23 protein-coding genes are annotated in these 24,096 nt (G+C 40.2%); 15 read left to right on the plus strand and 8 right to left on the minus strand.

Annotated elements, in window-relative coordinates; translation table 11 throughout:
• Window positions 1-62: 62 nt before the first annotated feature.
• Window positions 63-1,493, plus strand: coding sequence for a phosphoglucomutase/phosphomannomutase family protein (locus NMG86_RS09550; RefSeq protein ID WP_026787164.1), 1,431 nt, complete (start codon window positions 63-65; stop codon window positions 1,491-1,493).
• A gap of 55 nt (window positions 1,494-1,548) precedes the next feature.
• Window positions 1,549-2,127, plus strand: coding sequence for an RdgB/HAM1 family non-canonical purine NTP pyrophosphatase (rdgB, locus tag NMG86_RS09555; RefSeq protein ID WP_026797519.1), 579 nt, complete (start codon window positions 1,549-1,551; stop codon window positions 2,125-2,127).
• Between the two features lie 52 nt (window positions 2,128-2,179).
• On the opposite strand, the gene NMG86_RS09560 is transcribed toward rdgB, so the two are convergent.
• The gene (locus NMG86_RS09560) at window positions 2,180-2,518 is read right to left on the minus strand and encodes a P-II family nitrogen regulator (RefSeq protein ID WP_026787162.1); all 339 of its coding nucleotides are present in this window, start codon (window positions 2,516-2,518) and stop codon (window positions 2,180-2,182) included.
• A 498-nt stretch (window positions 2,519-3,016) separates the two neighbouring features.
• On the opposite strand from NMG86_RS09560, the gene ilvB reads away from it, so the two are divergent.
• Window positions 3,017-4,879 (plus strand): biosynthetic-type acetolactate synthase large subunit, encoded by a 1,863-nt coding sequence (ilvB, locus tag NMG86_RS09565; protein ID WP_026787161.1) that lies wholly within the window; start codon window positions 3,017-3,019, stop codon window positions 4,877-4,879.
• Between the two features lie 161 nt (window positions 4,880-5,040).
• A complete protein-coding gene (locus NMG86_RS09570; protein ID WP_052338683.1) occupies window positions 5,041-6,444 on the plus strand; it encodes a tetratricopeptide repeat protein in 1,404 nt (467 codons plus the stop codon).
• A 181-nt stretch (window positions 6,445-6,625) separates the two neighbouring features.
• Here NMG86_RS09570 and NMG86_RS09575 read toward each other — a convergent pair whose 3' ends face one another.
• From NMG86_RS09575 to NMG86_RS09585, 3 genes are all read right to left on the minus strand, one after another.
• Window positions 6,626-7,690, minus strand: coding sequence for an SGNH/GDSL hydrolase family protein (locus tag NMG86_RS09575; RefSeq protein ID WP_043938739.1), 1,065 nt, complete (start codon window positions 7,688-7,690; stop codon window positions 6,626-6,628).
• Between the two features lies 1 nt (window position 7,691).
• Complete coding sequence (locus tag NMG86_RS09580) at window positions 7,692-8,873, minus strand: SGNH/GDSL hydrolase family protein (RefSeq protein WP_026797521.1); 1,182 nt, start codon at window positions 8,871-8,873, stop codon at window positions 7,692-7,694.
• Window positions 8,874-9,019: 146 nt separating this feature from the next.
• On the minus strand, window positions 9,020-10,348 hold the full coding sequence (locus NMG86_RS09585; protein ID WP_026797522.1) for a hemolysin family protein: 1,329 nt from the start codon (window positions 10,346-10,348) through the stop codon (window positions 9,020-9,022).
• A gap of 157 nt (window positions 10,349-10,505) precedes the next feature.
• Here NMG86_RS09585 and mfd point away from each other — a divergent pair, with 157 nt between their 5' ends.
• From mfd to NMG86_RS09615, 6 genes are all read left to right on the plus strand, one after another.
• Window positions 10,506-14,021, plus strand: coding sequence for a transcription-repair coupling factor (mfd, locus tag NMG86_RS09590; protein ID WP_026797523.1), 3,516 nt, complete (start codon window positions 10,506-10,508; stop codon window positions 14,019-14,021).
• A 50-nt stretch (window positions 14,022-14,071) separates the two neighbouring features.
• On the plus strand, window positions 14,072-14,266 hold the full coding sequence (locus NMG86_RS09595; protein WP_026787155.1) for a hypothetical protein: 195 nt from the start codon (window positions 14,072-14,074) through the stop codon (window positions 14,264-14,266).
• On the plus strand, window positions 14,251-14,580 hold the full coding sequence (locus NMG86_RS09600) for a type II toxin-antitoxin system PemK/MazF family toxin (protein WP_026787154.1): 330 nt from the start codon (window positions 14,251-14,253) through the stop codon (window positions 14,578-14,580). The genes NMG86_RS09595 and NMG86_RS09600 overlap by 16 nt, the downstream gene beginning before the upstream one ends.
• 32 nt (window positions 14,581-14,612) lie before the next feature.
• Window positions 14,613-14,864 (plus strand): DUF6737 family protein, encoded by a 252-nt coding sequence (locus NMG86_RS09605; RefSeq protein WP_026793689.1) that lies wholly within the window; start codon window positions 14,613-14,615, stop codon window positions 14,862-14,864.
• A gap of 134 nt (window positions 14,865-14,998) precedes the next feature.
• Entirely contained in the window at window positions 14,999-15,217 is a 219-nt protein-coding gene (locus tag NMG86_RS09610; RefSeq protein ID WP_026787152.1) for a hypothetical protein, read from the plus strand.
• Window positions 15,210-15,635: a pepsin/retropepsin-like aspartic protease family protein gene (locus NMG86_RS09615; protein WP_026793691.1), complete on the plus strand. Its 426-nt coding sequence runs from the start codon at window positions 15,210-15,212 to the stop codon at window positions 15,633-15,635. The genes NMG86_RS09610 and NMG86_RS09615 overlap by 8 nt, the downstream gene beginning before the upstream one ends.
• 306 nt (window positions 15,636-15,941) lie before the next feature.
• On the opposite strand, the gene NMG86_RS09620 is transcribed toward NMG86_RS09615, so the two are convergent.
• Window positions 15,942-16,196, minus strand: a complete 255-nt coding sequence (locus NMG86_RS09620; protein ID WP_026797524.1) for a DUF7219 family protein — start codon at window positions 16,194-16,196, stop codon at window positions 15,942-15,944.
• Between the two features lie 301 nt (window positions 16,197-16,497).
• On the opposite strand from NMG86_RS09620, the gene NMG86_RS09625 reads away from it, so the two are divergent.
• Both NMG86_RS09625 and NMG86_RS09630 read left to right on the plus strand, forming a co-directional pair.
• Window positions 16,498-17,259 (plus strand): peptidylprolyl isomerase, encoded by a 762-nt coding sequence (locus NMG86_RS09625; protein ID WP_026797525.1) that lies wholly within the window; start codon window positions 16,498-16,500, stop codon window positions 17,257-17,259.
• Between the two features lie 168 nt (window positions 17,260-17,427).
• Window positions 17,428-18,789 carry an RNA-guided endonuclease InsQ/TnpB family protein gene (locus NMG86_RS09630; RefSeq protein WP_244639565.1) on the plus strand — a complete coding sequence of 454 codons (1,362 nt, stop codon included), beginning with the start codon at window positions 17,428-17,430 and terminating at the stop codon, window positions 18,787-18,789.
• Here the strand turns inward: NMG86_RS09630 and hetR are convergent.
• The gene (hetR, locus tag NMG86_RS09635; RefSeq protein WP_026797526.1) at window positions 18,726-19,631 is read right to left on the minus strand and encodes a heterocyst differentiation master regulator HetR; all 906 of its coding nucleotides are present in this window, start codon (window positions 19,629-19,631) and stop codon (window positions 18,726-18,728) included. The genes NMG86_RS09630 and hetR overlap by 64 nt on opposite strands.
• A 409-nt stretch (window positions 19,632-20,040) precedes the next feature.
• The gene (locus NMG86_RS09640; RefSeq protein ID WP_042151069.1) at window positions 20,041-20,412 is read right to left on the minus strand and encodes a hypothetical protein; all 372 of its coding nucleotides are present in this window, start codon (window positions 20,410-20,412) and stop codon (window positions 20,041-20,043) included.
• 299 nt (window positions 20,413-20,711) lie between these two features.
• Between NMG86_RS09640 and NMG86_RS09645 the strand changes: the two genes are divergently transcribed.
• Window positions 20,712-21,347, plus strand: coding sequence for a lipase family alpha/beta hydrolase (locus tag NMG86_RS09645; protein WP_026787146.1), 636 nt, complete (start codon window positions 20,712-20,714; stop codon window positions 21,345-21,347).
• Here the strand turns inward: NMG86_RS09645 and NMG86_RS09650 are convergent.
• The gene (locus tag NMG86_RS09650; RefSeq protein ID WP_026787145.1) at window positions 21,344-21,772 is read right to left on the minus strand and encodes a VOC family protein; all 429 of its coding nucleotides are present in this window, start codon (window positions 21,770-21,772) and stop codon (window positions 21,344-21,346) included. The two genes, NMG86_RS09645 and NMG86_RS09650, sit on opposite strands and share 4 nt — an antisense overlap.
• An 18-nt stretch (window positions 21,773-21,790) precedes the next feature.
• On the opposite strand from NMG86_RS09650, the gene NMG86_RS09655 reads away from it, so the two are divergent.
• Both NMG86_RS09655 and NMG86_RS09660 read left to right on the plus strand, forming a co-directional pair.
• On the plus strand, window positions 21,791-22,573 hold the full coding sequence (locus NMG86_RS09655) for a TIGR00297 family protein (RefSeq protein ID WP_026793694.1): 783 nt from the start codon (window positions 21,791-21,793) through the stop codon (window positions 22,571-22,573).
• A gap of 75 nt (window positions 22,574-22,648) precedes the next feature.
• Complete coding sequence (locus NMG86_RS09660; RefSeq protein ID WP_026797528.1) at window positions 22,649-24,058, plus strand: cobyrinic acid a,c-diamide synthase CobB; 1,410 nt, start codon at window positions 22,649-22,651, stop codon at window positions 24,056-24,058.
• Window positions 24,059-24,096 lie beyond the last annotated feature (38 nt).

The following is a 24,096-nucleotide window of genomic DNA, read 5'->3' on the forward strand; positions in this document are numbered from 1 at the left end:
GTTGATCAACAAGTATTTGCGCTCGTTTCTCCTTTCTTAGTTCACTAACTAAAAAATTGATCATGACTCAACCGATTAAGTTTGGAACCGATGGCTGGCGCGGTGTGATTGCTGCGGACTTTACCTTTGAACGAGTGGCTTTAGTCGCCCCCATTGCGGCTCAGATTCTCTATCAAACCTATGGAGAAACAACCGGAAGCCGGACGATTATTGTTGGCCATGATCGACGTTTTTTAGCTGAGGAATTTGCCCAATGTGCGGCCGAAGCCATCCAAGCGGCGGGCTTTGATGTGAAACTGAGTGAAACTTATGCCCCCACTCCGGCTTTCTCCTTAATCGCCTATCAACAAAAGGCTTTAGGGGCGATTGTGTTAACGGCTAGTCATAACCCCGGTAAATATTTGGGTTTAAAAGTCAAAGGGGCTTTTGGTGGGTCAGTGGGGCCAGAAATTACCCAACAAATTGAGGCGTTATTAGAGCAACCCCCAACCTTTGAAACCCTACCCGGAACCTTAGAACGCTTTAATCCTTGGCCAAGTTATTGTGAAACTTTACGTTCTAAGGTGGATATTGGGGCAATTAAGGAGGCAATAAATCAAGGAAAATTAACGGTTTTTGCTGATGTGATGCACGGGGCGGCGACCGGAGGATTAACCCAATTATTGGGAGATAATATTCACGAAATTAATCCCGATCGTGATCCGTATTTTGGCGGAACGGCGCCGGAACCTTTACCTCGTTATATTCCTAAATTGTTTGAACAATTAGAATCCCATCGCTCTACTAACGGGGGTTTAGCCATTGGATTTGTGTTTGATGGGGATAGCGATCGCATTGCCGCAGTGGATCAAAATGGTAATTTTCTCAGTTCTCAAATTTTGATTCCAGTATTAATTGAACATTTATCTACTCGTCGCGGATTTACGGGAGAAATTGTTAAAACCGTCAGTGGTTCTGATTTAATTCCTCGAATTGCTAAATTATTTAATTTATCGCTGTATGAAACGGCGATCGGTTATAAATATATTGCTGATCGAATGTTGGCTACTGAAGTTTTAGTCGGGGGCGAAGAATCGGGAGGAGTCGGCTATGGAACCCATATTCCTGAACGGGATGCGCTGTTATCGGCGCTGTATGTCTTAGAAGCGATGGTACAGTCTGGGGAAGATCCGACCCAAACCTATCAACGGTTACAGGCGCAAACGGGCTTTGATTCAGCCTATGATCGGATTGATTTACCCTTAGCTAGTATGGATGTGCGATCGCGTCTAGTTGAACAACTTAAAACTCACCCCCTACAAGAAATTGCGGGACAGGCTGTGGTTGATTGTTTGACCGTTGATGGCTACAAATACCGCCTCGCAGATAGTCGCTGGTTATTAATTCGCTTTAGTGGGACAGAACCGGTTCTCCGTCTTTATTGTGAAGCTCCCGACATGGATAGGGTTCAAGAAACCCTGGCCTGGGCAAAGGATTGGGCAAATCAGTTTTAGTATGGATCAGGGTGAGGTGTCCTTGCCCTTCCTCGTTAATTATTAGCACTTGAATATGACCGAAAAAATATTAATTGTTGCAACCGGAAATCCAGGTAAACTCAAGGAAATGCAGGCTTATTTGGAGGATTTAGAGATTGAATTGCAGCTTAAACCTCAAGATTTAGAAATAGAAGAAACCGGAAAAACTTTTGTTGAAAATGCGGCTTTAAAAGCGTCCCAAGTTGCCTTAGCGACGGGGGAATGGGCGATCGCCGATGATTCAGGATTGGCTGTAGAAGTCTTAAATGGAGAACCCGGACTCTATTCAGCCCGTTATGCTCCTACGGAAGCTGAATGTATTGTGCGGCTGCTCAAGGAACTTGGAGATCACCCTAACCGGAATGCTGAATTTATTTGTGCAGTAGCGATCGCCCGTCCCGATGGTTCCATTGCTTTAGAATATCAGGGAATTTGTCAAGGAACAATCACAAATGAACCAACTGGAATCGGAGGTTTTGGTTACGATCCGATTTTTTACGTTCCCGAAGTTAACATGACCTTTGCCCAAATGTCTGCGGAATTGAAACATAAAATCTCCCACCGGGGTCAAGCCTTCCAAGGGATTTTACCGCAACTTCAGACCTTGTTTTAAACTGCAAGCGGATGGGGATACGACAATGCCGTATCCCTGATGGCAAAAAAACTTAAATTGCCTCTAAATTTTTCTCTCCAGTCCGAATTCGGATAATTTGTTCCACTGGAGATATAAATATCTTACCGTCACCGATTTCCCCTGTACGGGCAGCAGAAATAACTTTCTCCAAGACCATATCAACCTGACTATCTTCGACAACAATTTCGACTTTAAGTTTTTGCAGGAACTCCACGGTGTACTCAGAACCCCGGTAACGTTCTGTTTGACCCTTCTGACGTCCGAACCCTCTAACTTCAGAAACCGTCATCCCCACAATACCCGCATTGACCAGGGCGATTTTAACCTCATCAAGCTTAAAAGGCCGAATAATTGCTTCTATCTTCTTCAAAATCCTCACTCCTCAAGTTAAATATTTCTTGTAGTCGTCACTTAGCATTCTATCTGTTGATATCACCGCTAAGAGACAATTATTTGTAAAATATGCTACAATTTATCACCTAAATGGAATTAGGGTTGACTTAGCCTAACATCTTGATCTCAATGTGATCTAATCAGACTAGAGAACAAGACAAAAGCCACCGAACCAGCCCCAAATCCATCAGAGATCTTACCATACTTTGGAAAGTTAGGATAATGGTTTAAGAATCGATAGACAGACTTCATCGAAAATCTATCTGATCTCCCTGAAAAATCCCAACATCCTTAACAACTTCACTGATATTGTAAAGTCTTGTTAAAAGTGGCAGTCTCTCAGGCCTGAGAGCTTGGTAACTTTTAAAATAAAAAAACTATCTACGGGCGGGTTAATCAAAATCAAATTTTAGTGTCAATACACTAATTGAAAAACCTACCCCCAGTCAACTTAAACACAGTTCGAGGAATTACTGTGCAACTAAAAACTAAAATAGCTGCAAAACGAGCAACGGGTGCTTACGCACTGATGGATAGTTTGAAGCGCCATGGCGTCAAACACATTTTCGGATATCCCGGTGGGGCGATTTTGCCCATTTATGATGAACTCTACCGCTTTGAAGCCGCGGGGGATTTAAAACATATCCTGGTGCGTCATGAACAAGGAGCCGCCCATGCCGCCGATGGTTATGCCCGGGCAACGGGCCATGTAGGGGTCTGTTTTGGGACTTCTGGCCCCGGAGCCACTAACTTAGTTACGGGGATTGCCACAGCCCAAATGGACTCGATTCCGATGGTGGTGATTACCGGACAGGTTCCCCGATCGTCCATTGGGACGGATGCCTTCCAAGAAACGGATATTTATGGGATCACCCTGCCAATTGTCAAACACTCCTATGTGGTGCGTGACCCGAAGGAGATGGCTCGAATTATCGCCGAGGCTTTCCATATTGCCAGTAGTGGACGTCCTGGCCCGGTATTAGTTGATATTCCTAAAGATGTAGGTTTAGAAGAATTTGATTATGTTCCCGTTAATCCTGGGGAAGTCACCCTACCCGGATATCGGCCAACGGTCAAGGGAAATAGTCGCCAAATTAATCAAGCCATTAAATTAATTCGGCAAGCTGAAAAACCGTTGCTCTATGTTGGAGGCGGGGCGATTGCTGCTGGAGCCCATCGAGAAATCCAAGAATTAGCCGAACTATTTAATCTCCCCGTGACCACAACCCTGATGGGTAAGGGAGTGTTTAGTGAAACCCATCCCCTATCGGTGGGAATGTTGGGAATGCACGGCACTGCTTATGCTAATTTTGCGGTGACGGAATGCGATTTATTAATTGCCGTGGGCGCCCGTTTTGATGACCGGGTGACGGGGAAATTAGATGAATTTGCCTCCCGTGCCAAGGTGATCCATATTGATATTGATCCGGCCGAAGTTGGGAAAAATCGCGCTCCGGAAGTTCCCATTGTTGGGGATGTTAGACAGGTGTTAGTGGATTTATTGCGCCGATGTCAGGAAACGGTCGAACCCCCCCCCAATCCCCCGTGCACGGGGGGAGCGGAAACCAGTCTAACGGCCGAATGGTTACAACGCATTCAACGCTGGCGGGAAGATTATCCCCTGGTTGTGCCGATTTATCAAGATTCTCTTTCTCCCCAAGAGGTGATCGATACTTTGGGGAAAATGGCTCCTGATGCTTATTTCACAACCGATGTGGGACAGCACCAAATGTGGGCGGCTCAATTCCTGAAAAATGGCCCGCGACGATGGATTTCCAGCGCCGGGTTAGGGACAATGGGCTATGGAATGCCCGCAGCGATGGGGGCAAAAATGGCTCTCCCGAATGAACAGGTGATCTGTGTGGCTGGCGATGCTAGTATTCAGATGAATATTCAGGAGTTGGGGACTCTGGCTGAATATGGAATTAATGTTAAAACCGTGATTGTCAATAATGGTTGGCAAGGTATGGTGCGTCAGTGGCAAGAAACCTTCTATGGCGAGCGCTATTCTTCTTCTAATATGCAGGCGGGAATGCCTGATTTTGTGATGTTAGCCCAGGCTTACGGGGTTAAGGGGATGCAAGTCACCCGCCGGGAGGACTTGAAGGATGCGATCGCAGAAATGTTGGCATTTGAGGGCCCGGTATTAATGGATGTGCAGGTGAAACGGGATGAAAACTGTTATCCCATGGTCGCCCCAGGTAAGAGCAATGCTCAAATGATTGGTTTACCCGAACGGACAAATTTAGAAACCATTGAGTTAGTTTATTGTAGCAATTGTGGCGCGAAAAATGTGGGCAGTAATAATTTCTGTCCTGAATGTGGCACTAAATTGTAAATTAACCAGATTTCAGGTGATCAGCAACCCCTATATGGGGTTGTTTTTTGTTGATTTCAGGTGTACGGTTTGTTGTTGTGCTTTAGCACTCTGATTCGGAAGTGCTAAAGCACAACAACGGGATCAGAGAATTTTTAGTTATTTATTTTTAGTTTGATTTAATGAATAGTAATCATGAATCGGTATCGGAACTTACCCTTGAATATTATATTAATTTAGGTCGGCAATATTATCAAGGGCAAAACTGGGAAGCGGCGATTAATAATTATTTAAGGGCTTTAGAGTTACAGCCGGACTATTTCGGGACTTACTATGCTTTAGGGTATAGTTATTTTCAAGATGGTCAATGGGAAAAGGCGATCGCAAATTACCTTAAAGCAACGGAATTAAAACCGGATTTAATTGATTGTTACCAAAATTTAGGCTATGCTTATATTAAATTAGGTCAAGGTTATCAAGCCTTAGAATATTATAATCAATTATTAACTTTTGAAGGAGCTATTCTCTATCCTCCCCATAACTATTTGCGAGAAATGTTAATTCAATGGCAAAGTATTAATTTCTCGGAGATCAGTCATAATTCAGATCGGAAAATTATCAAGATTTTTCAAGCTGACCCCGGGTTATATAGTATGCTTAATCGTTTATCTTCTGGATATCAAAAACAGGTTTTTTCTCGACTTCAAGAACAAGGAATTGAGGTGACGGAAGATCAAACGGAAGCGGATATCATTATTTCTCAATATATTGTTCTTTTAGAAAGTTTTGCTCGTCAATATAAGCAGCAAAAAAAATACCTTTTATATACAGAAGAACCCCGGTTTGATCTTAATTTTGAGTCTAAAGTTAATATTGATGGAGTCGAAATTAATATTATGAATATTTATACCGGAGATGTTTTTGTTAATAATTATCATCTTTGTATTTGGCGGGGTAATGTGTTTAGTCAACCCTTACAATTCTTCACCGATGATGATTTTGGACGACCTAAACATCGGAAAATTGCAGCTTTAATGTCAAAAAATCCGGTGGCTGGATTTACAACTTTAGTCAGGGAGGGAAAAAGTATTGATTTATATAATTTACGGAATCAAATTGCTTTAGAAGGTCATCAATTAGGGAAAGTTGATATTTATGGAAATGGTTGGGAAATCGGAATTACTATAGAAAATTCTAGGGATGGAGACTGGACAACTCGCAAGTTTGAAATTCTCCAAGATTATCATTTTAATCTGTGTTTTGAGAACACTATTGCCCCCTATTATTGTACAGAAAAAATTTGGGATGCCATTATTGGCGGATGTTTACCGATTTATTATGGGGGAAAAGATGCAACTATTTATCAGGATTTCCCCCGGAATAGTTTTTTAGACTATTCTGATTTTGAGCATCCTAGGGAGTTGTTTCAATATATCGAAAATATGACCTTTTTAGAATATAAACAACGGTTGAATTTATGTATTGAGACATTTAACCGTGTCGGGGAAATTCTCCGAAATCATGATTTTTATATTCCTCAACGGGCGGATAATTTAGCTGAAAAAATTAGAAGTATCGTTTTTTAAAACTCAGTCATCGTTGTTGTGCTTTAGCACTTCCTAATCCGAGTCCTCACCAGTCTAACAACCGGATAACGGAGGATTCTTGTAAAGAATTGAAACGTTTACTTGTGCATGGAGACAAGGGGACTGAAACAATAAAATACGGAGGCCCTAAAGAGCCTACTACATTATCCGCGAAATCTATTTAATCAGCAAGAGCTTTTAAATGTCTACTAATTAATTCCGCAGCGAAACTATTTCCGGCGATATTCCAGTGGGTATCGTTGGGTTTATAGAGGCGAGTTGTTTTAGAAGCGGCGACAAAACTCGGTAATAAATCCAAATAGTCAATATTGGCCTGTCGTAAGCGCTCTGTTAACATTCGGTTAGGAAGTTCAAAATCTAATAAATTCGGATCATTTGGATCAAAAGCTGTTTTTACTTGCTGTTGAAGTTGTGAATTAACTTGAACTTCATCAGGGATAATTACAATAGTTAAGGGGATATTTTGAGAATCGGCAATTTGTTTAATTTTAATTAAATCCTGCATCGCATCTTCTAAAAAACCTTTAAAGATATCATCCGGGGGATTTCGCACAAACATATTACTTTTGCTAACCGTATCTTGCAGATATTTAGCACTATCAATACTCGGTTGGTTATCGTCATATTTAAGCACCGGGTTGATGAATGTACCTTGATAATGGCTTTGAAGTTTAATTAAAGATTTAATTAGAGCAATAACATAGGAATTTTCCTGTTTTCTCAGGTGGGCGGTCATAGAATTATCTAAAAAATCATTGCCCATATAGAAGGATAAAACAATTCGGTCTGGATTTAATTTTAATCCTTCATTAACTAAAATAGATAAATAATCCCTTGGCCCCAGCCCTGGAATACCCATATTAATTACTTCGGTTTTTTGACCGGATTTATTTAATTTTTTTTCTAACAGGGTTAAATAATTATATTGATAGGGAACAATACCATAAGCAAAGGAATCTCCTATCCCTAAAATTCGGTGGGTTTGGGCAGGTTTTTCTACGGTAAATTCTAAATCTTTAAAACCTTGGGAATTTAACTTAAAATCATAGTCGGGGGCGTTGGCTTTTCCCCGAAAACGGTTATAGGAAGAATCATAAAAAACAAAACTAGGATTAATTTTATTATAAATTCTTAGGGTAATTTCGGACATCACAAACGTAATTAAAGCGATTAATGCAGTTTGTCCGAGAATTTGAGTAAAAGCTTTTAGTTGGGTTTTTTGCATTTTAAATTTTATTGGAAGAAGGGGGAAAAAGTTTAAAAAATTGATTGGTTTTGGGAATTAACTTCTCAAATAATATTTCCGCAGCCAGTTGATTTCCGGCTGAATTCCAGTGAGGTTCTTGTAACAAATATAAGGGGCGTTGTTTTTGTTCAGCGTGAAACCGAGGACGGAAATCTATATAGGTAATTTGTTGTGATTGCAGATGGGGAATCAAAATATTTTGCATACAGTTTGGCTCATATTTGGATAAATTCAAGTCATTTTTTTCCTGAATTTGATTTAATAAATTAGGATTGACTTGAAACTCATCGGGATATATCGCCACAATAAACTGAGTATTTCGCTGTTGTAATAGCCGATTCATTTCATCAATACTCTGGAGAATATAGTTGATATTACCATTCCAAACTCCTTTTTGCAAATCTTGACGTTTACAAAAGTCTAAGCGGGTTTTTTCCGTCGCTAGAAAGGTTTCTAGGGATAAAATACCAGGGGACTTTTCCGGTTCAGCCTGATTAATCACAAATTGTACCTGATAGGGTAAAACTGATTGTTTTTGAGCTTTTTTGGCTTCTCGAAATACTTTATATTTTTGTTGAATAAAGAGTAACAAACGAGATTGATTAATAATCGGATAACCGAATAATTTTAACTCCTTGCGTTTATCAATATCAATATAAATATCATTCACAATAATCCGTTTTCGGTTGGGTTTAGCATCAATAAAATCATTGCCAACAAAAAAACCTAATATAACCAAATCAGGATGATATTGTAGGGCATATTTTTTTAACAGGGCTAATTGTTCTCCGGTGTGAGTTCCGGGGTATCCAGCATTAATAACTTCAACTTGAGAATTTTGATAATATTGGGCAAATTTCTGTTCTAATAAAGCGGTATAGTTTCCTTCTTTTCCCCCCGCCCAATTAAAGGAATCACTGAGAATCAAAATTCGATATTTTCCGGGTTCTTTTTGTAGGGAATAATCTCGATCATTAAACCCAAATTGATTATTACCATTGGCATGAGGGCGAATTTTAAACCCTAAATCGGGATCATATTGATACGCTCCTTGGGATAAATAGGGTTCGAGGACAATCATTAATACTTCCACTAAGAATAATGGTACAATTGTCCAACAGAATAATAATAGCAAGATTTTGGATAGAGATTTTTTAATCATAAATAACCGGGAATTATAGCAGAAAAGATTGATTTAACCACAAAGACACAAAGACACAAAGAAGTTTTAAACACTAACCTGCTTTTGGTTATAGCGATCGCAAACTTACTAAATTCTAGCGTAATTCAGAGAATAATTTATTTTTTTCAAGGTTCAATAAGCTGATTATTTTTATTCAAAGAAGGAGGAACAATTAATACTTTATCAACACGGTTGCCATCCATATCCATCACTTCAATGCGTAAATTTTGCCATTCAAAATGATCGGCAGCAGCTGGAATCCGCCCTAACTGAGTAATCACAAATCCTCCAACTGTATGATAGTTTCCTTCTGATTGTTCTAATAAATCTTCTAAATCAAATAACTCAAAAAATTCCTCAACGGGCAACATTCCATCTACAAGCCAAGATCCATCTTCCCGTTGCACTTTTTGAGGTTCTTCGGGATTATCCCAGGAGGGCATATCGCCGACTAATTCCATTAGAATATCATTTAAAGTTACTAATCCTTGAATTACGCCATATTCATCAACAACTACAGCAAAATGGGTTTCTCCCTGTTTAAATAATTCTAAAATTTTTAAAACAGAAGTGGTTTCAGGAACAAATAAAGGACGGCGTAAATTTACAGTTAAATCTAAGGGATGACCGGATAGGGATTGAGTTAATAAATCCGCGACTTTAATAAACCCTAAAACATGATCTAAATCTTCCTGACAAACTAGAATGCGAGTGTAACTATTTTGGGCAATACTCTGACGATTTTCTTCGGCAGAATCATCAATATCAATCCAAAAAATCTCAGGGCGAGGTGTCATTAAACTTCTGACTTGGCGATCGCCTAATTCAAACACTCGTCCCATAATATTTTGTTCCGCTTCCTCCACAATTCCCGATCGCGTTCCCTGCTCAATCATAATCTTAATTTCCTCCTCGGTAACTTCCGGTTCCGTCGAGGTGTTACTACCCAAAAGCTTTAAAATTAATTCCGTAGACATACCCAATAAATGTACAATTGGAGAACTAAAATTAGATAACCAACGCATGGGAATTGAAACGCTAGTTGCGATGGATTCAGGAGCATTCAGAGCTAACCGTTTAGGAACTAATTCCCCGATTATTAATGATAAATAGGTAATAATGATCACAACAATTGTAAAACTAATTGCATTGCTGTGGGGAACTAAAATCGGAATTTTGTTTAGTTGGATGGCTAATCGGGCTGAAATTGCCGCCCCTCCAAAGGCCCCGGCTAAAATCCCAATCAGGGTAATTCCAATTTGCACCGTTGAGAGTAAACTATTGGGAGAGTTGGCTAATTCCAAAGCTACTTTTGCCTTTTTATTGCCTCGATTGGCTGACTGTTGTAAACGAACTTTCCGCGCCGAAAGAATCGCAATTTCTGACATCGCAAATACGCCATTGGCGACAATCAGAAGGAAAACGATTAGAATTTCTTGGAATACAGATGACATTTTGAGGTCAGAATAGGAAGATAAAAGATTAGAATAACTGATCTTATCAAGATCTGATTATCTTAGTTCCCTATTCCCTATTCCCTCACCCCCCAAGCCCCCTGTGCGCGGGGGGTTTGGGGGCGCTTATTCCCTATTCCCTGTTCCCTACTGCAATATGACATTTTCCTCCATCGTGCGTGCATTGGGGCGATCGCCCTTAACGGCTGAACTCCTGACCAAACTGAATAAATCTCAGTCCCTCTACCTAAATGGTCTGTCTCGCATTCCCAAGGGGTTAGTCGCTTCAACTTTAGCCCAGGAGTCGGGATTAAATTTATTTGTGGTGACAGCCACCCTGGAGGAAGCGGGACGGTGGGCGGCCCAATTGGAAGCCATGGGATGGGCGACAGTTCAGTTTTACCCCACTTCCGAGGCGTCGCCCTACGAGTCGGTGACTTCCGAGGAGATGACCTGGGGACAAATGCAGGTGTTAGCGGAGTTGGCGGGACGGTTGCAGACACCTTCGGCCGTACCGATGGCAATTGTGGCCACAGAACGGAGTTTACAGCCCCATTTACCCCCGGTTTCGGCGTTTCAACCCTATTGTTTAACCCTATATCGGGGGATGACCTCGGCCGGAAAAACCCTTGATGAACAGTTTGCCAAGTTAGGCTATGAGCGGGTATCCTTGGTGGAAACCGAGGGCCAATGGAGTCGGCGGGGGGATATTGTGGATATTTTCCCCGTGGCTTCGGAATGGCCCGTGCGTTTAGAATGGTTTGGGGATGAGTTAGAACAAATTCGAGAACTAGATCCCATCACCCAAAGATCCTTAGATAAAATTGAAAATCTAATTCTCACCCCGACCAATTTTGATGTAATTATTCAAGGGAATTTAGCCTCGGCTGAAACCTTAATTTCCCAAATTATTCCCCCCATCCCTAAACCAGAATTTCAACTCGATAATAATAACTATAAATCCCCTAAATCCTATAATTCCTTATTGGGTTTAGCTTTTGAACAACCCGCTTGTTTATTAGACTATTTAACCGATACGACTTTAATTGTGATTGATGAAATTGATCAATGTTGTGCCCATAGCGATCGCTGGTTAGAACATATTGAAGAACAATGGCAAGCCTTACCCGAAAAACCGCCTAAAATTCATCGTTTATTTACCGAATCTTTGCAACAAATTGAATCCTTTGATAAACTCTATTTATCTGAAATAGGGGATTATCAACCCAGCCTAGTTAATATTACCAATGTTCCCAGTTTAAACCTATCTTCTCGTCCAGTTCCGGCAACTCCCCATCAATTTGCTAAACTGGCGGAATTAATTCGTTATGAGCGACAACGATATTTTTCTATATTTATTGTTTCCGCCCAACCTAGTCGATCGGTTGCCCTATTATCAGAACATGATTGCCCCTCAAAATTCATTCCTAACCCGCGAGATTACCCCGCCATTGATAGCTTAATTAAAAATACCCCCGTCGCCTTAAAATATACCGGACTTGCCGAATTAGAAGGGTTTATTTTACCCACTTTTCGGTTAGTTTTAATTACTGACCGAGAATTTTATGGTCAGCATTCCTTAGCCACCCATGGTTATATTAGAAAACGACGACGGGCGGCATCAAAACAGGTTGAACTGAATAAACTCCGACCAGGGGATTTTGTGGTTCATCGTCAACATGGGGTAGGGCGATTTACTAAATTAGAAAGTCTAGTGATTAATAACGAAACTAGGGAATATTTGGTTTTACAATATGACGATGGTACGTTAAGAGTTGCCGCCGATCAAGTTGGCAGTTTATCGAGGTTTAGAAGTACCGGGGGCAAAGTTCCCCAACTGAATAAACTTAGCGGACAGGCTTGGGAAAAAACCAAGGAAAAAGTCAAAAAAACCTTAAAGAAATTAGCCGTAGATCTATTAAAATTATATGCCCAACGCGCCCAACAAACGGGCTATGCGTTCCCCCCTGATATGCCTTGGCAACAGGAACTAGAAGACTCCTTTTCCTATCAACCAACCCCCGATCAAATTAAATCTACCCAAGACGTGAAACGGGATATGGAAAGCGATCGGCCCATGGACAGGTTAGTTTGTGGAGATGTAGGATTTGGGAAAACAGAAGTCGCAATTCGGGCTATTTTTAAAGCCGTTACTGCTGGAAAACAGGTAGCATTATTAGCCCCCACTACAATTCTAACCCAACAACATTATCATACCATAAAAGAACGATTTTCTCCCTATCCCATAGAAGTTGCTTTAATTAATCGTTTTCGCACCAATTCAGAAAAACAAGAGATATTAAAACGGTTAGCAACGGGAGAAATTGATATAATTGTTGGCACTCAATCCTTACTGGGAAAAGGGGTACATTTTAAGGATTTAGGGTTATTAGTCGTTGATGAAGAACAACGTTTTGGAGTTAATCAAAAGGAAAAAATTAAGACATTAAAAACCCATGTTGATGTCTTAACTTTAACCGCTACTCCTATTCCTAGAACCTTATATATGGCATTATCTGGGATTCGAGAAATGAGTTTAATTACCACTCCTCCTCCTTCCCGTCGCCCAATTCAAACCCATTTATCTCCTTTAAATTTAGAAATAGTTAGAACAGCAATTCGTCAGGAATTAGATCGGGGGGGACAGGTGTTTTATGTTGTGCCTAGAATTGAAGGAATTGAAGAAAAATCTGCCCAAATTCGAGAGATGATTCCTGGGGTGAGATTAGCGATCGCCCACGGACAAATAGACGCCTCCGAATTAGAATCAATTATGTTAACATTTAGTTCTGGGGAAGCGGATGTTTTAGTCTGTACAACCATTATTGAATCGGGGTTAGATATTCCCAGAGTTAACACCATTTTAGTCGAAGATTCCCACCGTTTCGGCCTAGGTCAATTATATCAATTACGCGGTCGGGTTGGACGTTCGGGAGTGCAAGCTCACGCCTGGCTATTCTATCCCACAACGGCCGACGGACGGGTTAATTTAACTGATGATGCTCGTAAAAGATTGAGAGCAATTCAAGAATTTGCCCAGTTAGGATCGGGTTATCAATTAGCGATGCGAGACTTAGAAATTCGGGGCGCGGGAGACATTTTAGGGGCCGAACAATCGGGTCAAATGGATGTGGTAGGGTTCGATCTTTATAGTGAAATGTTACAAGAAGCTATCCAAGAAGTCAGGGGTCAAGAAATTCCCCAGGTTGATGATACTCAAATTGACTTGAGTTTAACAGCTTTTATTCCTTCCAATTATATTACGGATTTAGATCAAAAAATGAGTGCTTATCGGTCAGTTGCTGCTTGTCAAAGTCGGGATGAATTATCTCGAATTGAGGAAGATTGGTGCGATCGCTATGGCCCAGTTCCTACCCCGGCGCGTCAATTAATTAGAATTATGGAACTCAAACAAATTGCTAAGAAATTAGGCTTTTCTCGGATTAAACCCGACGGAAAACAACATATTTTATTAGAAACCCCCATGGAAGAACCCGCATGGAATTTATTAAAAGCCAATTTATCAGAAAGTTTACATACTCGGTTTGTGTATAGTAAAGGTAAAGTTACGGTGAGGGGATTAGCGGTATTAAGTGCGGATAAACAGTTAGAATCTTTAATAGGTTGGTTAGCTCAAATGCAAACCGCTTTACCGGAAAATTCTGTTGTTTAGATAATCCCGTTTTTCTGAATTTTCAAACCCAAAAAATCAAGGTCAAAAACATGAACACTAAAGAATTATTAATTAAAGAAGTAGAAAATAGTCCTGATTTCATCTTACAAGAGGTTTGGGATTTTCTGCAATTTCTTAAAACCAAATATCAGCAAGAACAGTTAGAAATTAGTATACTGAGTGAATCTTCCCTACAAAAAGATTGGTTACAGCCGGCGGAGGAGGAAGCATGGAAAAATTTGTAAAAGGTGATGTAGTTATTGTCCCTTTCCCCTTTTCTGATTTAACACAAGCCAAGCGACGGCCTGCATTAGTAATAGCAACCTTAACAGGAGATGATCTAATTCTTTGCCAGATTACTAGCCAAACTATCGGTGATTGCTATGGTATTACCCTTGAAAATAGCGATTTTAGTGAGGGAGGACTCAACCAAAATAGCAATATTAGACCTAATCGTTTGTTTACTGCTGATAAAGGAATTATACTGTATAAAGCGGGTCAAATTAAACCCCAAAAGTTAGTAGAAGTTATTGCTACAATAGTTAAAATTATTCAGTAATCATTTTCTTAATCATAGAGTTAATAAATACAATGACCGATCAAACACCGATTGAAACCCCAACCTTTAACCCCTGGAATTATAAACCCTGGTGGTGTCAACCTTGGTCAATTCTATTAACTGGAATTACCCTAATTTCAGGGAGTTGGTTTCTATTTAAAACCCTGTGGATTACAATTTTAGTCGCTATTCCTTTGTTGGCCTGGATGGGATTTTTTGTATTAATCTGGCCGAAGTTAATGGCGGAGGTTTATTCTCAGGAGTATTTAAGTAATGAGGAATAAGTTAGAACAACAGAAACCGGGTTTCTTAATTTAATCTTGGATAAGCCGCAAAAATTGTCGCAGAAACCCGGTTTCTTATGTGGTGGAATCCTTGGGATAGTGGTAAGATGGAAAAGTAAATTCAAGGTTGTTTTATGTCAAATCCTGAATTATTAGCTCAACTGCGGCAATTATCCCGTGCGGATAAGTTTCAAATGATGCAGTTTTTAACGGCTGAATTGGCAAAAGAAGAAGGAATTATATTAGGGAATGAAGCAGCAGAAATTATTGGTGCAGTGCATACATCTAATGGTGCAGCAGAACAATTGATGCAGTTACTAGAAACAGAAAAAAAGCAAACTCAAAATGTTTAATATTAGGCGATATCCTTTTCAACCTAAACGGGATGAGTTTGGCGTTTTAGCTGATGTTCCCTATCTGCCTTTAACACTAACTTATCAAAATCGTTCGGTTGAGGTTATGGGTTTGCTCGATACAGGAGCTAGTGTTAATGTGTTGCCTTATAATATTGGAATACAATTAGGAGCAATTTGGGAAGAACAAAGATTTTCTATTGCTTTAGCGGGTAATTTAGCAAGTGCTCAAGCAAAAGCGTTATTAGTTTTGGCAACAGTAGGGGAGTTTGAGCCAGTTCAGTTGGCTTTTGCTTGGACTAGGGTAAATAATATTCCAATTATTTTAGGACGGACTAATTTTTTTACTGAGTTTGATGTTTGTTTTTATGGGTCACAATTAGCGTTTGAAGTATGTCCTAAATTTAGGGATAGTTGAGATTATTAATCTTCTAAAATAGTCCTTTGTAGCCAAGTAATAATAGTTTGAATCAGGTGCGGATCTTGTTTTTCCCCAGAACAGAAACCGGGTTTCTTAATTTAATCTTGGGTAAGCCGCAAAAATTGTCGCAGAAACCCGGTTTCTTATATGGATTGAAGTTGATGCTTAAGCGAAGTCGAAGGGCTCACGATGCGGCCTATTGCGGTGTTCCCTGCTATAAACTATTTGGTAAAGTTTGCCTGAAATTAAATTTTTATTGAAAGAATTAACCTTCCTTGCAAGACTTTCTGATGGCGTTGATAATTAACTATTTTCTGGAGTCTCATCAGGAGGTTTACTAATTCCTAGACTTTTTTTCGATGAACGTAATTTTTTCCAAAGTTGTTTGATTTGTTGATAGGCTTCCTCTGAACTTACTTTCCCATTCGTTTCCAATCCACAAATATAGTTAACTCGCTGGGCAAATTCCTGCAAGTTGGAATTGAAAATCAGTTTTTCTGGCGTAAACTCTCCCTGGTAGCGACTACGGGGATAAAGAAAATCATCGCGTTCTGACATAGCTATCTCCCAAAGAATTAGGAATGTGGGGTTCCAAATAGGACGGAAAATGGACAATTAGCCACTACCGAGATTCATCAAAAGCAGTTAAGGGCTTAATTGACATTCTATTGGGTTTAATCCTCATCGTACTCAGCATAGCCTATCTGCTTGATTAATTCTGTCTTTAACAACTATTCACAAAGCCGTGGCTGAATATTAAGACGGGGAGTAGTAGGGACTGTTGGTAAATCTGATAGCACCGAGAGCCTAAACCCTTACAATATTTGTGAGTAGAATCGTGTTTAGGATGTAAATTTCAGTGGCTAATCCATTTTTAACCGTTAACGACGAACCCATTATCTTAGGTCAAGCCCTAAAATACTTGCAAGCGGCTGGAAAACTACAGCCCATGGTAACTGATATTTTGCGAGAATATATTCTGGATCGGGAATTGCAATCCCGAACGGATTTGGATATCCCTGCTGCTAGTATTGAACAATCCGTAGTGAATTTTAGATTGGAACGTAATCTCAGCGACCCCCAAGCCTTTCAACAGTGGTTAGAAAGTAACCGCATGACCTACGAAGCCTTTCACCAACAAATTGTTTCTGGGTTCAAACGGGAAAAACTCAAACTTTCAATCGTACAACCTCAACTTGAGGAGTATTTTCAGCAACGAAAACCCGCCTTAGATGCAGTGGTGTTATCACGAATTTCCTTAAATGACTATGAACTTGCAGAAACATTAGTATCCCGTTTAAAAGAACAGGAAAGCCGATTTGAAGAATTAGCCCGAGAGTATTCCATTACCAATGAACGCTCTTTTGGTGGCATGATGGGGGCCGTGGGTTGGTCAACCATTCCCGATAATCTCAAGGTGATTTTACAGCAAACCCCACCCGGACAAATTGTTGGCCCGATGGAAGTCGAGGGCGGTTGGTGTATTTTCCGAGTAGACGAGTTTTTAGAAGCCTCCTTAGACAACCCTCAAGTTAAACAACGGCTGCAAAACGAATTATTTGATCAGTGGTTAAATCAACAACTACAATCCGCTAAAATTACCCTGAATATTCAAGATTAACTCTCTTAAAAATACAGGAGTTAGGATTGTTTATAACATAAGTCTGGGAGCTTGAAAACGAGCGTGTCTTCAGACCACCAGATGAAAAGCGACCCAGGGAAATTTATTCACCGTGAATATTTCTCGAATTCATGTTAACATAAGGTAGGTCGAAAAAAGGAGATTTCTATGATAGTTTTGGAATATAAGTGCCAAGGCAAACCCAATCAATATAAAGCGATTGATGAAGCAATTCGCACCACCCAATTCATTCGCAATAAAGCAATTAGATATTGGATGGATAATTCAAGAGAATTAAAGATTGATAGATTTGCCTTAAATAAATATTCTACAACTCTCAGAAATCAATTCCCCTTTGTTGCCGACCTAAATTCAATGGCAGTCCAATCCGCAGCCGAGCGAGGATGGTCTGCCATTAGTCGTTTTTACGACAATTGTAAGAAAAACATTTCCGGTAAAAAAGGATATCCCAAATTCCAAAAAAATTGCCGTTCCGTTGAATATAAAACATCGGGATGGAAACTACACCCAACCAAAAGACAAATTACCTTAACCGATAAAAACGGCCCCCCCCTAGCCCCCCCGTGCACGGGGGGGTTTGGGGGGGGTAAACTCAAATTATTGGGTAAATGGGATATCCATACTTACAATATTAAAGACATAAAACGGGTGCGTTTAATTCGTCGTGCCGATGGATATTACGCACAATTTTGTCTGAATATTAATGTCACCGATATTCAACCCAAAACCGGAAAAGAAATAGGACTTGATGTTGGTATTGAGTCGTTTTACACAGACTCCAATGGATATCAAGAAGTTAATCCTAAGTTTTTGAGAAAAGCTGAACAATCAATTAAGCAATCTCAGAAACAAATCTATAAGAAAGTTAAAGGTTCATCGGGGAGACGGAAAGCTAGGAAAGTTTACAGTAAAAAACACTTAAAAGTAAGTAGACAACGGAATGAACACGCAAAGAGAATTGCGCGTAACGTATGCACATCTAACGATGTAGTAGTCTATGAAGATTTAAGTGTTAGAAATATGGTTAAAAACCATTGTTTAGCTAAATCAATTAGTGATGTTAGCTGGTATTTGTTGAGAAAATGGATAGAATATTTTGCGGCTAAATTTGATAAATCAGCAATTCCGGTTGCACCCCATTACACTTCACAGAAATGTTCTAATTGTGGGGTAATAGTGAAAAAATCTCTATCAACCCGCACCCATGTTTGTAATTGTGGATGTGAGTTGCATAGAGATACAAATGCTGCAATTAATATTCTAAATCTTGGTAAACAAGCTAGGGGAGGGCATCCCCAAAGTAACGCTAATGGACTGGAAACCTCTACTCCTCTTGATGAAAGTCTGGTCGAGCAAGTGTCCAGGTTGAAGTTAGAATCGAGCGTGTCTTCAGACGGTGAGAGTGTCAATACTTCTGTATTTTTAACATTCTTAAACGTCTTGAATTACTGTTCTTCCTCCTTTGGCCCGAATACCATTTGTACCACCATGGTTTCTCCTCCCGCTTGATGATATCGATCCGCCCATTGCCGAATAATTTCATCTAATTCTTCAATGGCTCGATCAATTCGTTCCGGGGGTATATCTAATTCTTCTAAAACCCTTATTACCCTAGGTTGACGTTCAGCCCAGTCCTTCATTAATCTAAAATATCTGGCTGTATCTTCCACCATAATAAAAGTTCTTTCCTCCTGATCTTCAGGGGAATAGGTGGCTCGATTTAGGGCATAAAACGGCATTCCCCAAGGGGATTCGATTTTGATTACGGTTTCAGAATAGGTTAAACGGCGCTTAATATGTTCGGCTAAGGCTTCACTCAAAGGCATTCTCCGATTCGGTTCTAAATCTTCCTGAGAACGTGTATGTAAAAAATCAATTAATTCCATAAATTGAAAAGAATTAATTAATTGAGCATCGGGTAAATATTTAGGGAGTTTAGTTTCAATCACCCGCTTTTCTTCTTGAGTTAAACTACTACCTGAAATCCGAGAGCGTCCCGGTTGCCAAGGATAATTTTCTAACCAAACATAGGGAAACTGAATCAAATATCGAGGTTCTTGAGACCCCAACATTTTTAATAGTTTGCCTTCGGTTAATGCTTGTTGAACTTCTTCAACAATCACCTTGACTCGCTTGGGTTCAATATGGTGCAGGTGTCCTGTCATTCTCAGGTTTTTTCCCTGTTCCATATAGGTCATGTAAATGGCACATTTCGCCGCCGTGGCAGCCGCATCGAGGAACGCCCCATGTCGATGTCCACTGGTTCGCATGGCGCTAAAAGCCAGATATAACAGAATCTGATCCATGGCACTGGGGCTAAGACTTTTGATCAGATCGGTGTCTTTTGTCATAGAAACCTCATAGAAATTTAGAAACGAGCATGGCTTTAGCCATGAGCAGAAAAGAGACTGAAGGGATCTCAGTCACCTAGAAAATTCTCAAGTTGATGACAGCAACCAACCAACGATAGCACCGTCATGAGTCGGCAGGCACTTGGTGCATTGTTGATTAGCCTATCAAAATTAAGTAGATTATTCAGCACCCTTGGCACTCAGGGTTCCAATATTAATTGATCGATCACACAAGTCTATTCTATCTTAAATATTACCAGAGATTTGGGTTTAAAGTCTTGCCCTTCTAAGCCAACTTTTGGGGTCAACCCATCAACAATCAAAAAAAACCAAAAGCCCAAAAAACTATTAACCTCCCCAGCCTGATGCAGATAGCTAGAGAGGTTGATGGTTTTGACACTTCAGCAGATTAGGAGCGATTCATCTGATTTGCCATATCTGTGAACATCGCCAGACTCGGCCCGGGCCGACGACGGGGGGTAGGGGATGAGGAGGTTAAATATTCCGTAGAAAAGTTCATACCAGCAGGGGTTTTTACCTGGGGGTTAAGGGGGGCGGGTTCCTCAACTGGGGGGGGTTGAGGGGCAGGAGGAGCAACGGTTGTGGTTTGGGGTTTAGCCACAGCCACAGTTTCGGGTTGATCTTTTGCTGCTTTTGCTGATGCTGCTTTTGCTTTAGGTGCGGGTTTAGACTCGGCTGGAGATGCTTGTTTATCTTGAGCATCGCCAAACTCTAAATAATATCCATCTTTTTTCTTAGAACCAAAAAATTTATTTAACATTATACTTACTCCGTGGGTATTTTTAGGAAGTTTCAAGCCTGAGCCTTGAATTCAGACTAGGGAAAAATGAAAGATTTGTCTACAAAAATTTACATATTGTTACATTTTGTTTAAACAAAACTCCCGATTTTCCTAGGTTTCGGTAAAAAATCTCTCATCTGTTTGCATTTATTTACAAATTTCTCAGAATAGGAGTGAGCAGTTAATCAATGACCAGTTGCAGGAATGGCCCCTAGTTGCATCCAGAATCTCCCGTGATAGTCTAAGTTGGAACCAATATTAATCCAATTTAAAATCCCATGGATAACAGCAGCCCTCGCCATCCGGTTTTATTGATTCACGGTATATTTGATACCAAAGCAATTTTTAAAACCATGACAGCCCATCTAACTAAACGGGGATGGGATATTCACAGTCTGAATCTGATTCCTAATGATGGTCGATTTGGCTTAGAAGCCTTAGCCCAACAAATTACAGCTTATGTGAATCAAACCTTCCCCCCGGAACAACCGATTGATTTAATCGGGTTTAGTATGGGAGGAATTGTTAGTCGTTATTATGTCCAACGCTTGGGAGGAATTGAACGAGTTCAACGTCTGATCACGATTTCCTCCCCCCACAACGGAACCTTAACGGGATATCTTTACCCCACCTTGGCTGCATCCCAAATGCGTTCCCATAGTCCGTTTTTAGAAGACTTAAATCGGGATTTAGAAGTCCTAGACTCGATCAATTTTACCTCCATTTGGACACCTTTGGATGGGATGATTGTCCCGGCTGAAAGTTCTCATATCTCTATTGGTGAAGAATTCACGGTTAATGTTTTTCTCCATGCTTGGATGGTAAACGATCCCAAAAGTTTAGCTATGGTAGAGAAAGCCTTAAATTCACCTCTAAAAACCTTGACCCGTTCGGTGTCACCCGCTACCCTTTAAATGTCGCCAACCTGGGCGTATTCGTTACAGCCAAATACGGCTTCGGGATGACAGTAATATTTGAATTCCAAGAGATTATAAAAAGGATCTTCTAGGAAAAAAGTGCGGTGTTCTGTAGGTAAACTCGGAAAACGGCGTTTGGGCTCTTGGTAAAATTTCAGGTGTTTTTTTTGGGCACGGTCTAAGAGAGTTTCCCAGTCTGTCTCGGAAGTAAAGATTAACCCAAAGTGTCGGGGATAAATCCCATTTTGGGGTGTTAGGGGTTCTTGACCGACATGGGCGACAATTTGATGGCCGTAGAGGTTCATAATGATGGAATTGCGGGTTTCTCGACCGATTTCGCACCCTAAACCCTCCCCATAAAAGGCTTTAGTTTGTTCGATATTGTTCACGGGAAAGGCAAGATGGAATAATGTTTTATTCATGGTTTTGAGATCAAATTTATGATTTATGAATTAGTGTCGCTTAATCCTTGGTTATTTGCGATCGCTTTAAATACAGTTTTAATTAGTTTAGGGGTGATTGCCGCCAAAAAGTTATTAACCCCCGCCGGATGGATTCATGCTTGGATATTGGGAGTGCTGATTTGGGGATGTTTGGGTTGGCGAGGTTATCTGATTGTGGTATTCTATTTTTTGGTGGGTTCGGGTGTTACCAGAATTGGTAAAGCCGAAAAGGAAGCCTCTGGAATTGCGGAAAAACGCGGGGGAGCCCGGGGGCCCGAAAATGTCTGGGGTTCGGCGTTAACGGGAATGTTATGTGGGTTAGGGGTATTTTCCCTACAATTATTTTTTCCTGATACAGTTGGAATACAATCTTGGATTCCGTTATTATTATTAGGATATGTTGCCAGTTTTAGTACAAAATTATCCGACACCTGTGGTAGTGAAATTGGCAAAGCCTACGGGAAACAGACTTTTTTAATTACTACATTAAAACCTGTGCCTAAAGGTACGGAAGGGGCTGTGAGTTTGGAGGGGACTTTAGCCGGGGTGGTGGCTTCTATTGTGGTTTCTGTGTTAGCTTGGAGTGCGGGTTTAATTGATAGTTGGGGGATTATTTGGAGTGTGATAGCGGCGTTTATTGCTACTAATTTGGAAAGTGTGATTGGGGCAACCTTACAGACAAAATGGACATGGTTAACTAATGAAATTGTGAATTTTATTAATACATTAATTGGGGCAATTACGGCAATCTTTTTCGCTTATCTTTGGCGGTTTTTATAATCAGCTTTAGGGGTAAAAATCAGACTCGCCCCAAAACCCTGTTTCTATGACCTTATTAACTCAAATTGTTAGATTATGACGCTGATTGTTGCTGGAGAAAGGAGTGGAGTTGGTAAAACAACTATTACACTAGCTATTTTATCCTATTTAAAAAAACACAATTCTAATATCCAATCTTTTAAGGTTGGCCCCGATTATATTGATCCCATGTTTCATCACTATGTTACGGGTAAACCTTGTTATAATTTAGATTCGATTTTAACTTCAGAATCCTATATTAAAGCCTGTTATAATCAACATATTCAGACCTGTGATTATGGTTTAATTGAAGGAGTTATGGGTCTGTTTGATGGGATTCCTAATGGGGAAAAAGTTCCGATTGCTTCCACGGCTCAAATTGCTTTGATTCTTGATTTACCTGTAATTTTAGTCTTAGATTGTAGTCGATTATCGGGTTCTATTGCTGCGATCGCCCTAGGGTTTAAAAACTTTAATCCTGATATAAAATTGGAGGGTTTAGTTTTAAATAAAGTGGGAAGTGATCGCCATTTAGAACTATTAAAAGCCTTCTTAGAACCTGTGAATATTCCGATTATTGGAATAATTAAAAGACAGGAAAATATTGTGATTCCCGATCGCCATTTGGGGTTAATTCCCACGAATGAACTGCCGCAGATGGATTTATTCATTCAAGAGTTAGCTGAATTAGCCCAAACTTGGTTTGATTGGGAAAAATTATTACCCTTATTAAAAAATACTCTAATTTCTGATCTGAGTAATTCAGTTAAGCGGGAAAATTCTATCCCTACCTTACGGTTTGAACATAACTATCAACCGATTAGAATTGCGATCGCCAAAGATGCGGCATTTAATTTTTATTATGCCGATAATTTAGAGATTTTACAACAGTTGGGTGCAGAATTAATCGAATGGAGTCCTTTAAAGGATGAGCAACTTCCGACCGATATTAAAGGATTATATTTTGGCGGAGGTTTTCCCGAAGTATTTGCTCAAGAATTAAGTCAAAATCAGTTAATTTTAAACGCAGTTAAAACGGCTATTTTATCAGGGATACCGACTTATGCAGAATGTGGGGGGTTAATGTATTTGTGTGAAAAGATTATTGACTTTGAAAATAATGCTTGGTCAATGGTGGGAATCTTACCGACCACTGCGGTTATGGGAAAACGCTTAAAATTAGGGTATTATCAAGCAAAGGTTTTAAAAAATACTCCTTTATTATTAGAGGGAGAAATCATCACCGGACATGAGTTTCATCGGTCTGAACTGATAGAAAATCCGTCTGATCCTTTATATGAAATGCAGCGTTTTATGTCCTCGCAAACCACTGCCCCCGTATTAGAAGGTTGGGGAAATTTTTCTAATGTTCATGGGTCTTATTTACATCTCCATTGGGGAAATAGAATTGATATTCCTACCCGTTTTTTAAAGTCTTGTACACAATTAAGTAGTTACACAAAATAAATTACCTAGTTGAGAGAGGGAACAGCCCCCCAAACCCC

Origin of the sequence: Planktothrix rubescens CCAP 1459/22, assembly GCA_904830895.1 — a bacterium.
Lineage (GTDB): Bacteria > Cyanobacteriota > Cyanobacteriia > Cyanobacteriales > Microcoleaceae > Planktothrix > Planktothrix agardhii.

What these genes read in the sequence shown, in the direction of transcription:
- NMG86_RS09550 (WP_026787164.1), top strand. Translation starts at nt 63, where the DNA reads ATGACTCAACCGATTAAGTTTGGAACCGATGGCTGGCGCGGTGTGATT.
- rdgB (WP_026797519.1), top strand. Translation starts at nt 1,549, where the DNA reads ATGACCGAAAAAATATTAATTGTTGCAACCGGAAATCCAGGTAAACTC.
- NMG86_RS09570 (WP_052338683.1), top strand. Translation starts at nt 5,041, where the DNA reads ATGAATAGTAATCATGAATCGGTATCGGAACTTACCCTTGAATATTAT.
- NMG86_RS09575 (WP_043938739.1), bottom strand. Translation starts at nt 7,690, where the DNA reads ATGCAAAAAACCCAACTAAAAGCTTTTACTCAAATTCTCGGACAAACT.
- NMG86_RS09580 (WP_026797521.1), bottom strand. Translation starts at nt 8,873, where the DNA reads ATGATTAAAAAATCTCTATCCAAAATCTTGCTATTATTATTCTGTTGG.
- NMG86_RS09585 (WP_026797522.1), bottom strand. Translation starts at nt 10,348, where the DNA reads ATGTCATCTGTATTCCAAGAAATTCTAATCGTTTTCCTTCTGATTGTC.
- mfd (WP_026797523.1), top strand. Translation starts at nt 10,506, where the DNA reads ATGACATTTTCCTCCATCGTGCGTGCATTGGGGCGATCGCCCTTAACG.
- NMG86_RS09595 (WP_026787155.1), top strand. Translation starts at nt 14,072, where the DNA reads ATGAACACTAAAGAATTATTAATTAAAGAAGTAGAAAATAGTCCTGAT.
- NMG86_RS09600 (WP_026787154.1), top strand. Translation starts at nt 14,251, where the DNA reads ATGGAAAAATTTGTAAAAGGTGATGTAGTTATTGTCCCTTTCCCCTTT.
- NMG86_RS09605 (WP_026793689.1), top strand. Translation starts at nt 14,613, where the DNA reads ATGACCGATCAAACACCGATTGAAACCCCAACCTTTAACCCCTGGAAT.
- NMG86_RS09610 (WP_026787152.1), top strand. Translation starts at nt 14,999, where the DNA reads ATGTCAAATCCTGAATTATTAGCTCAACTGCGGCAATTATCCCGTGCG.
- NMG86_RS09615 (WP_026793691.1), top strand. Translation starts at nt 15,210, where the DNA reads ATGTTTAATATTAGGCGATATCCTTTTCAACCTAAACGGGATGAGTTT.
- NMG86_RS09620 (WP_026797524.1), bottom strand. Translation starts at nt 16,196, where the DNA reads ATGTCAGAACGCGATGATTTTCTTTATCCCCGTAGTCGCTACCAGGGA.
- NMG86_RS09630 (WP_244639565.1), top strand. Translation starts at nt 17,428, where the DNA reads ATGATAGTTTTGGAATATAAGTGCCAAGGCAAACCCAATCAATATAAA.
- hetR (WP_026797526.1), bottom strand. Translation starts at nt 19,631, where the DNA reads ATGACAAAAGACACCGATCTGATCAAAAGTCTTAGCCCCAGTGCCATG.
- NMG86_RS09640 (WP_042151069.1), bottom strand. Translation starts at nt 20,412, where the DNA reads ATGTTAAATAAATTTTTTGGTTCTAAGAAAAAAGATGGATATTATTTA.
- NMG86_RS09645 (WP_026787146.1), top strand. Translation starts at nt 20,712, where the DNA reads ATGGATAACAGCAGCCCTCGCCATCCGGTTTTATTGATTCACGGTATA.
- NMG86_RS09650 (WP_026787145.1), bottom strand. Translation starts at nt 21,772, where the DNA reads ATGAATAAAACATTATTCCATCTTGCCTTTCCCGTGAACAATATCGAA.
- NMG86_RS09655 (WP_026793694.1), top strand. Translation starts at nt 21,791, where the DNA reads ATGATTTATGAATTAGTGTCGCTTAATCCTTGGTTATTTGCGATCGCT.
- NMG86_RS09660 (WP_026797528.1), top strand. Translation starts at nt 22,649, where the DNA reads ATGACGCTGATTGTTGCTGGAGAAAGGAGTGGAGTTGGTAAAACAACT.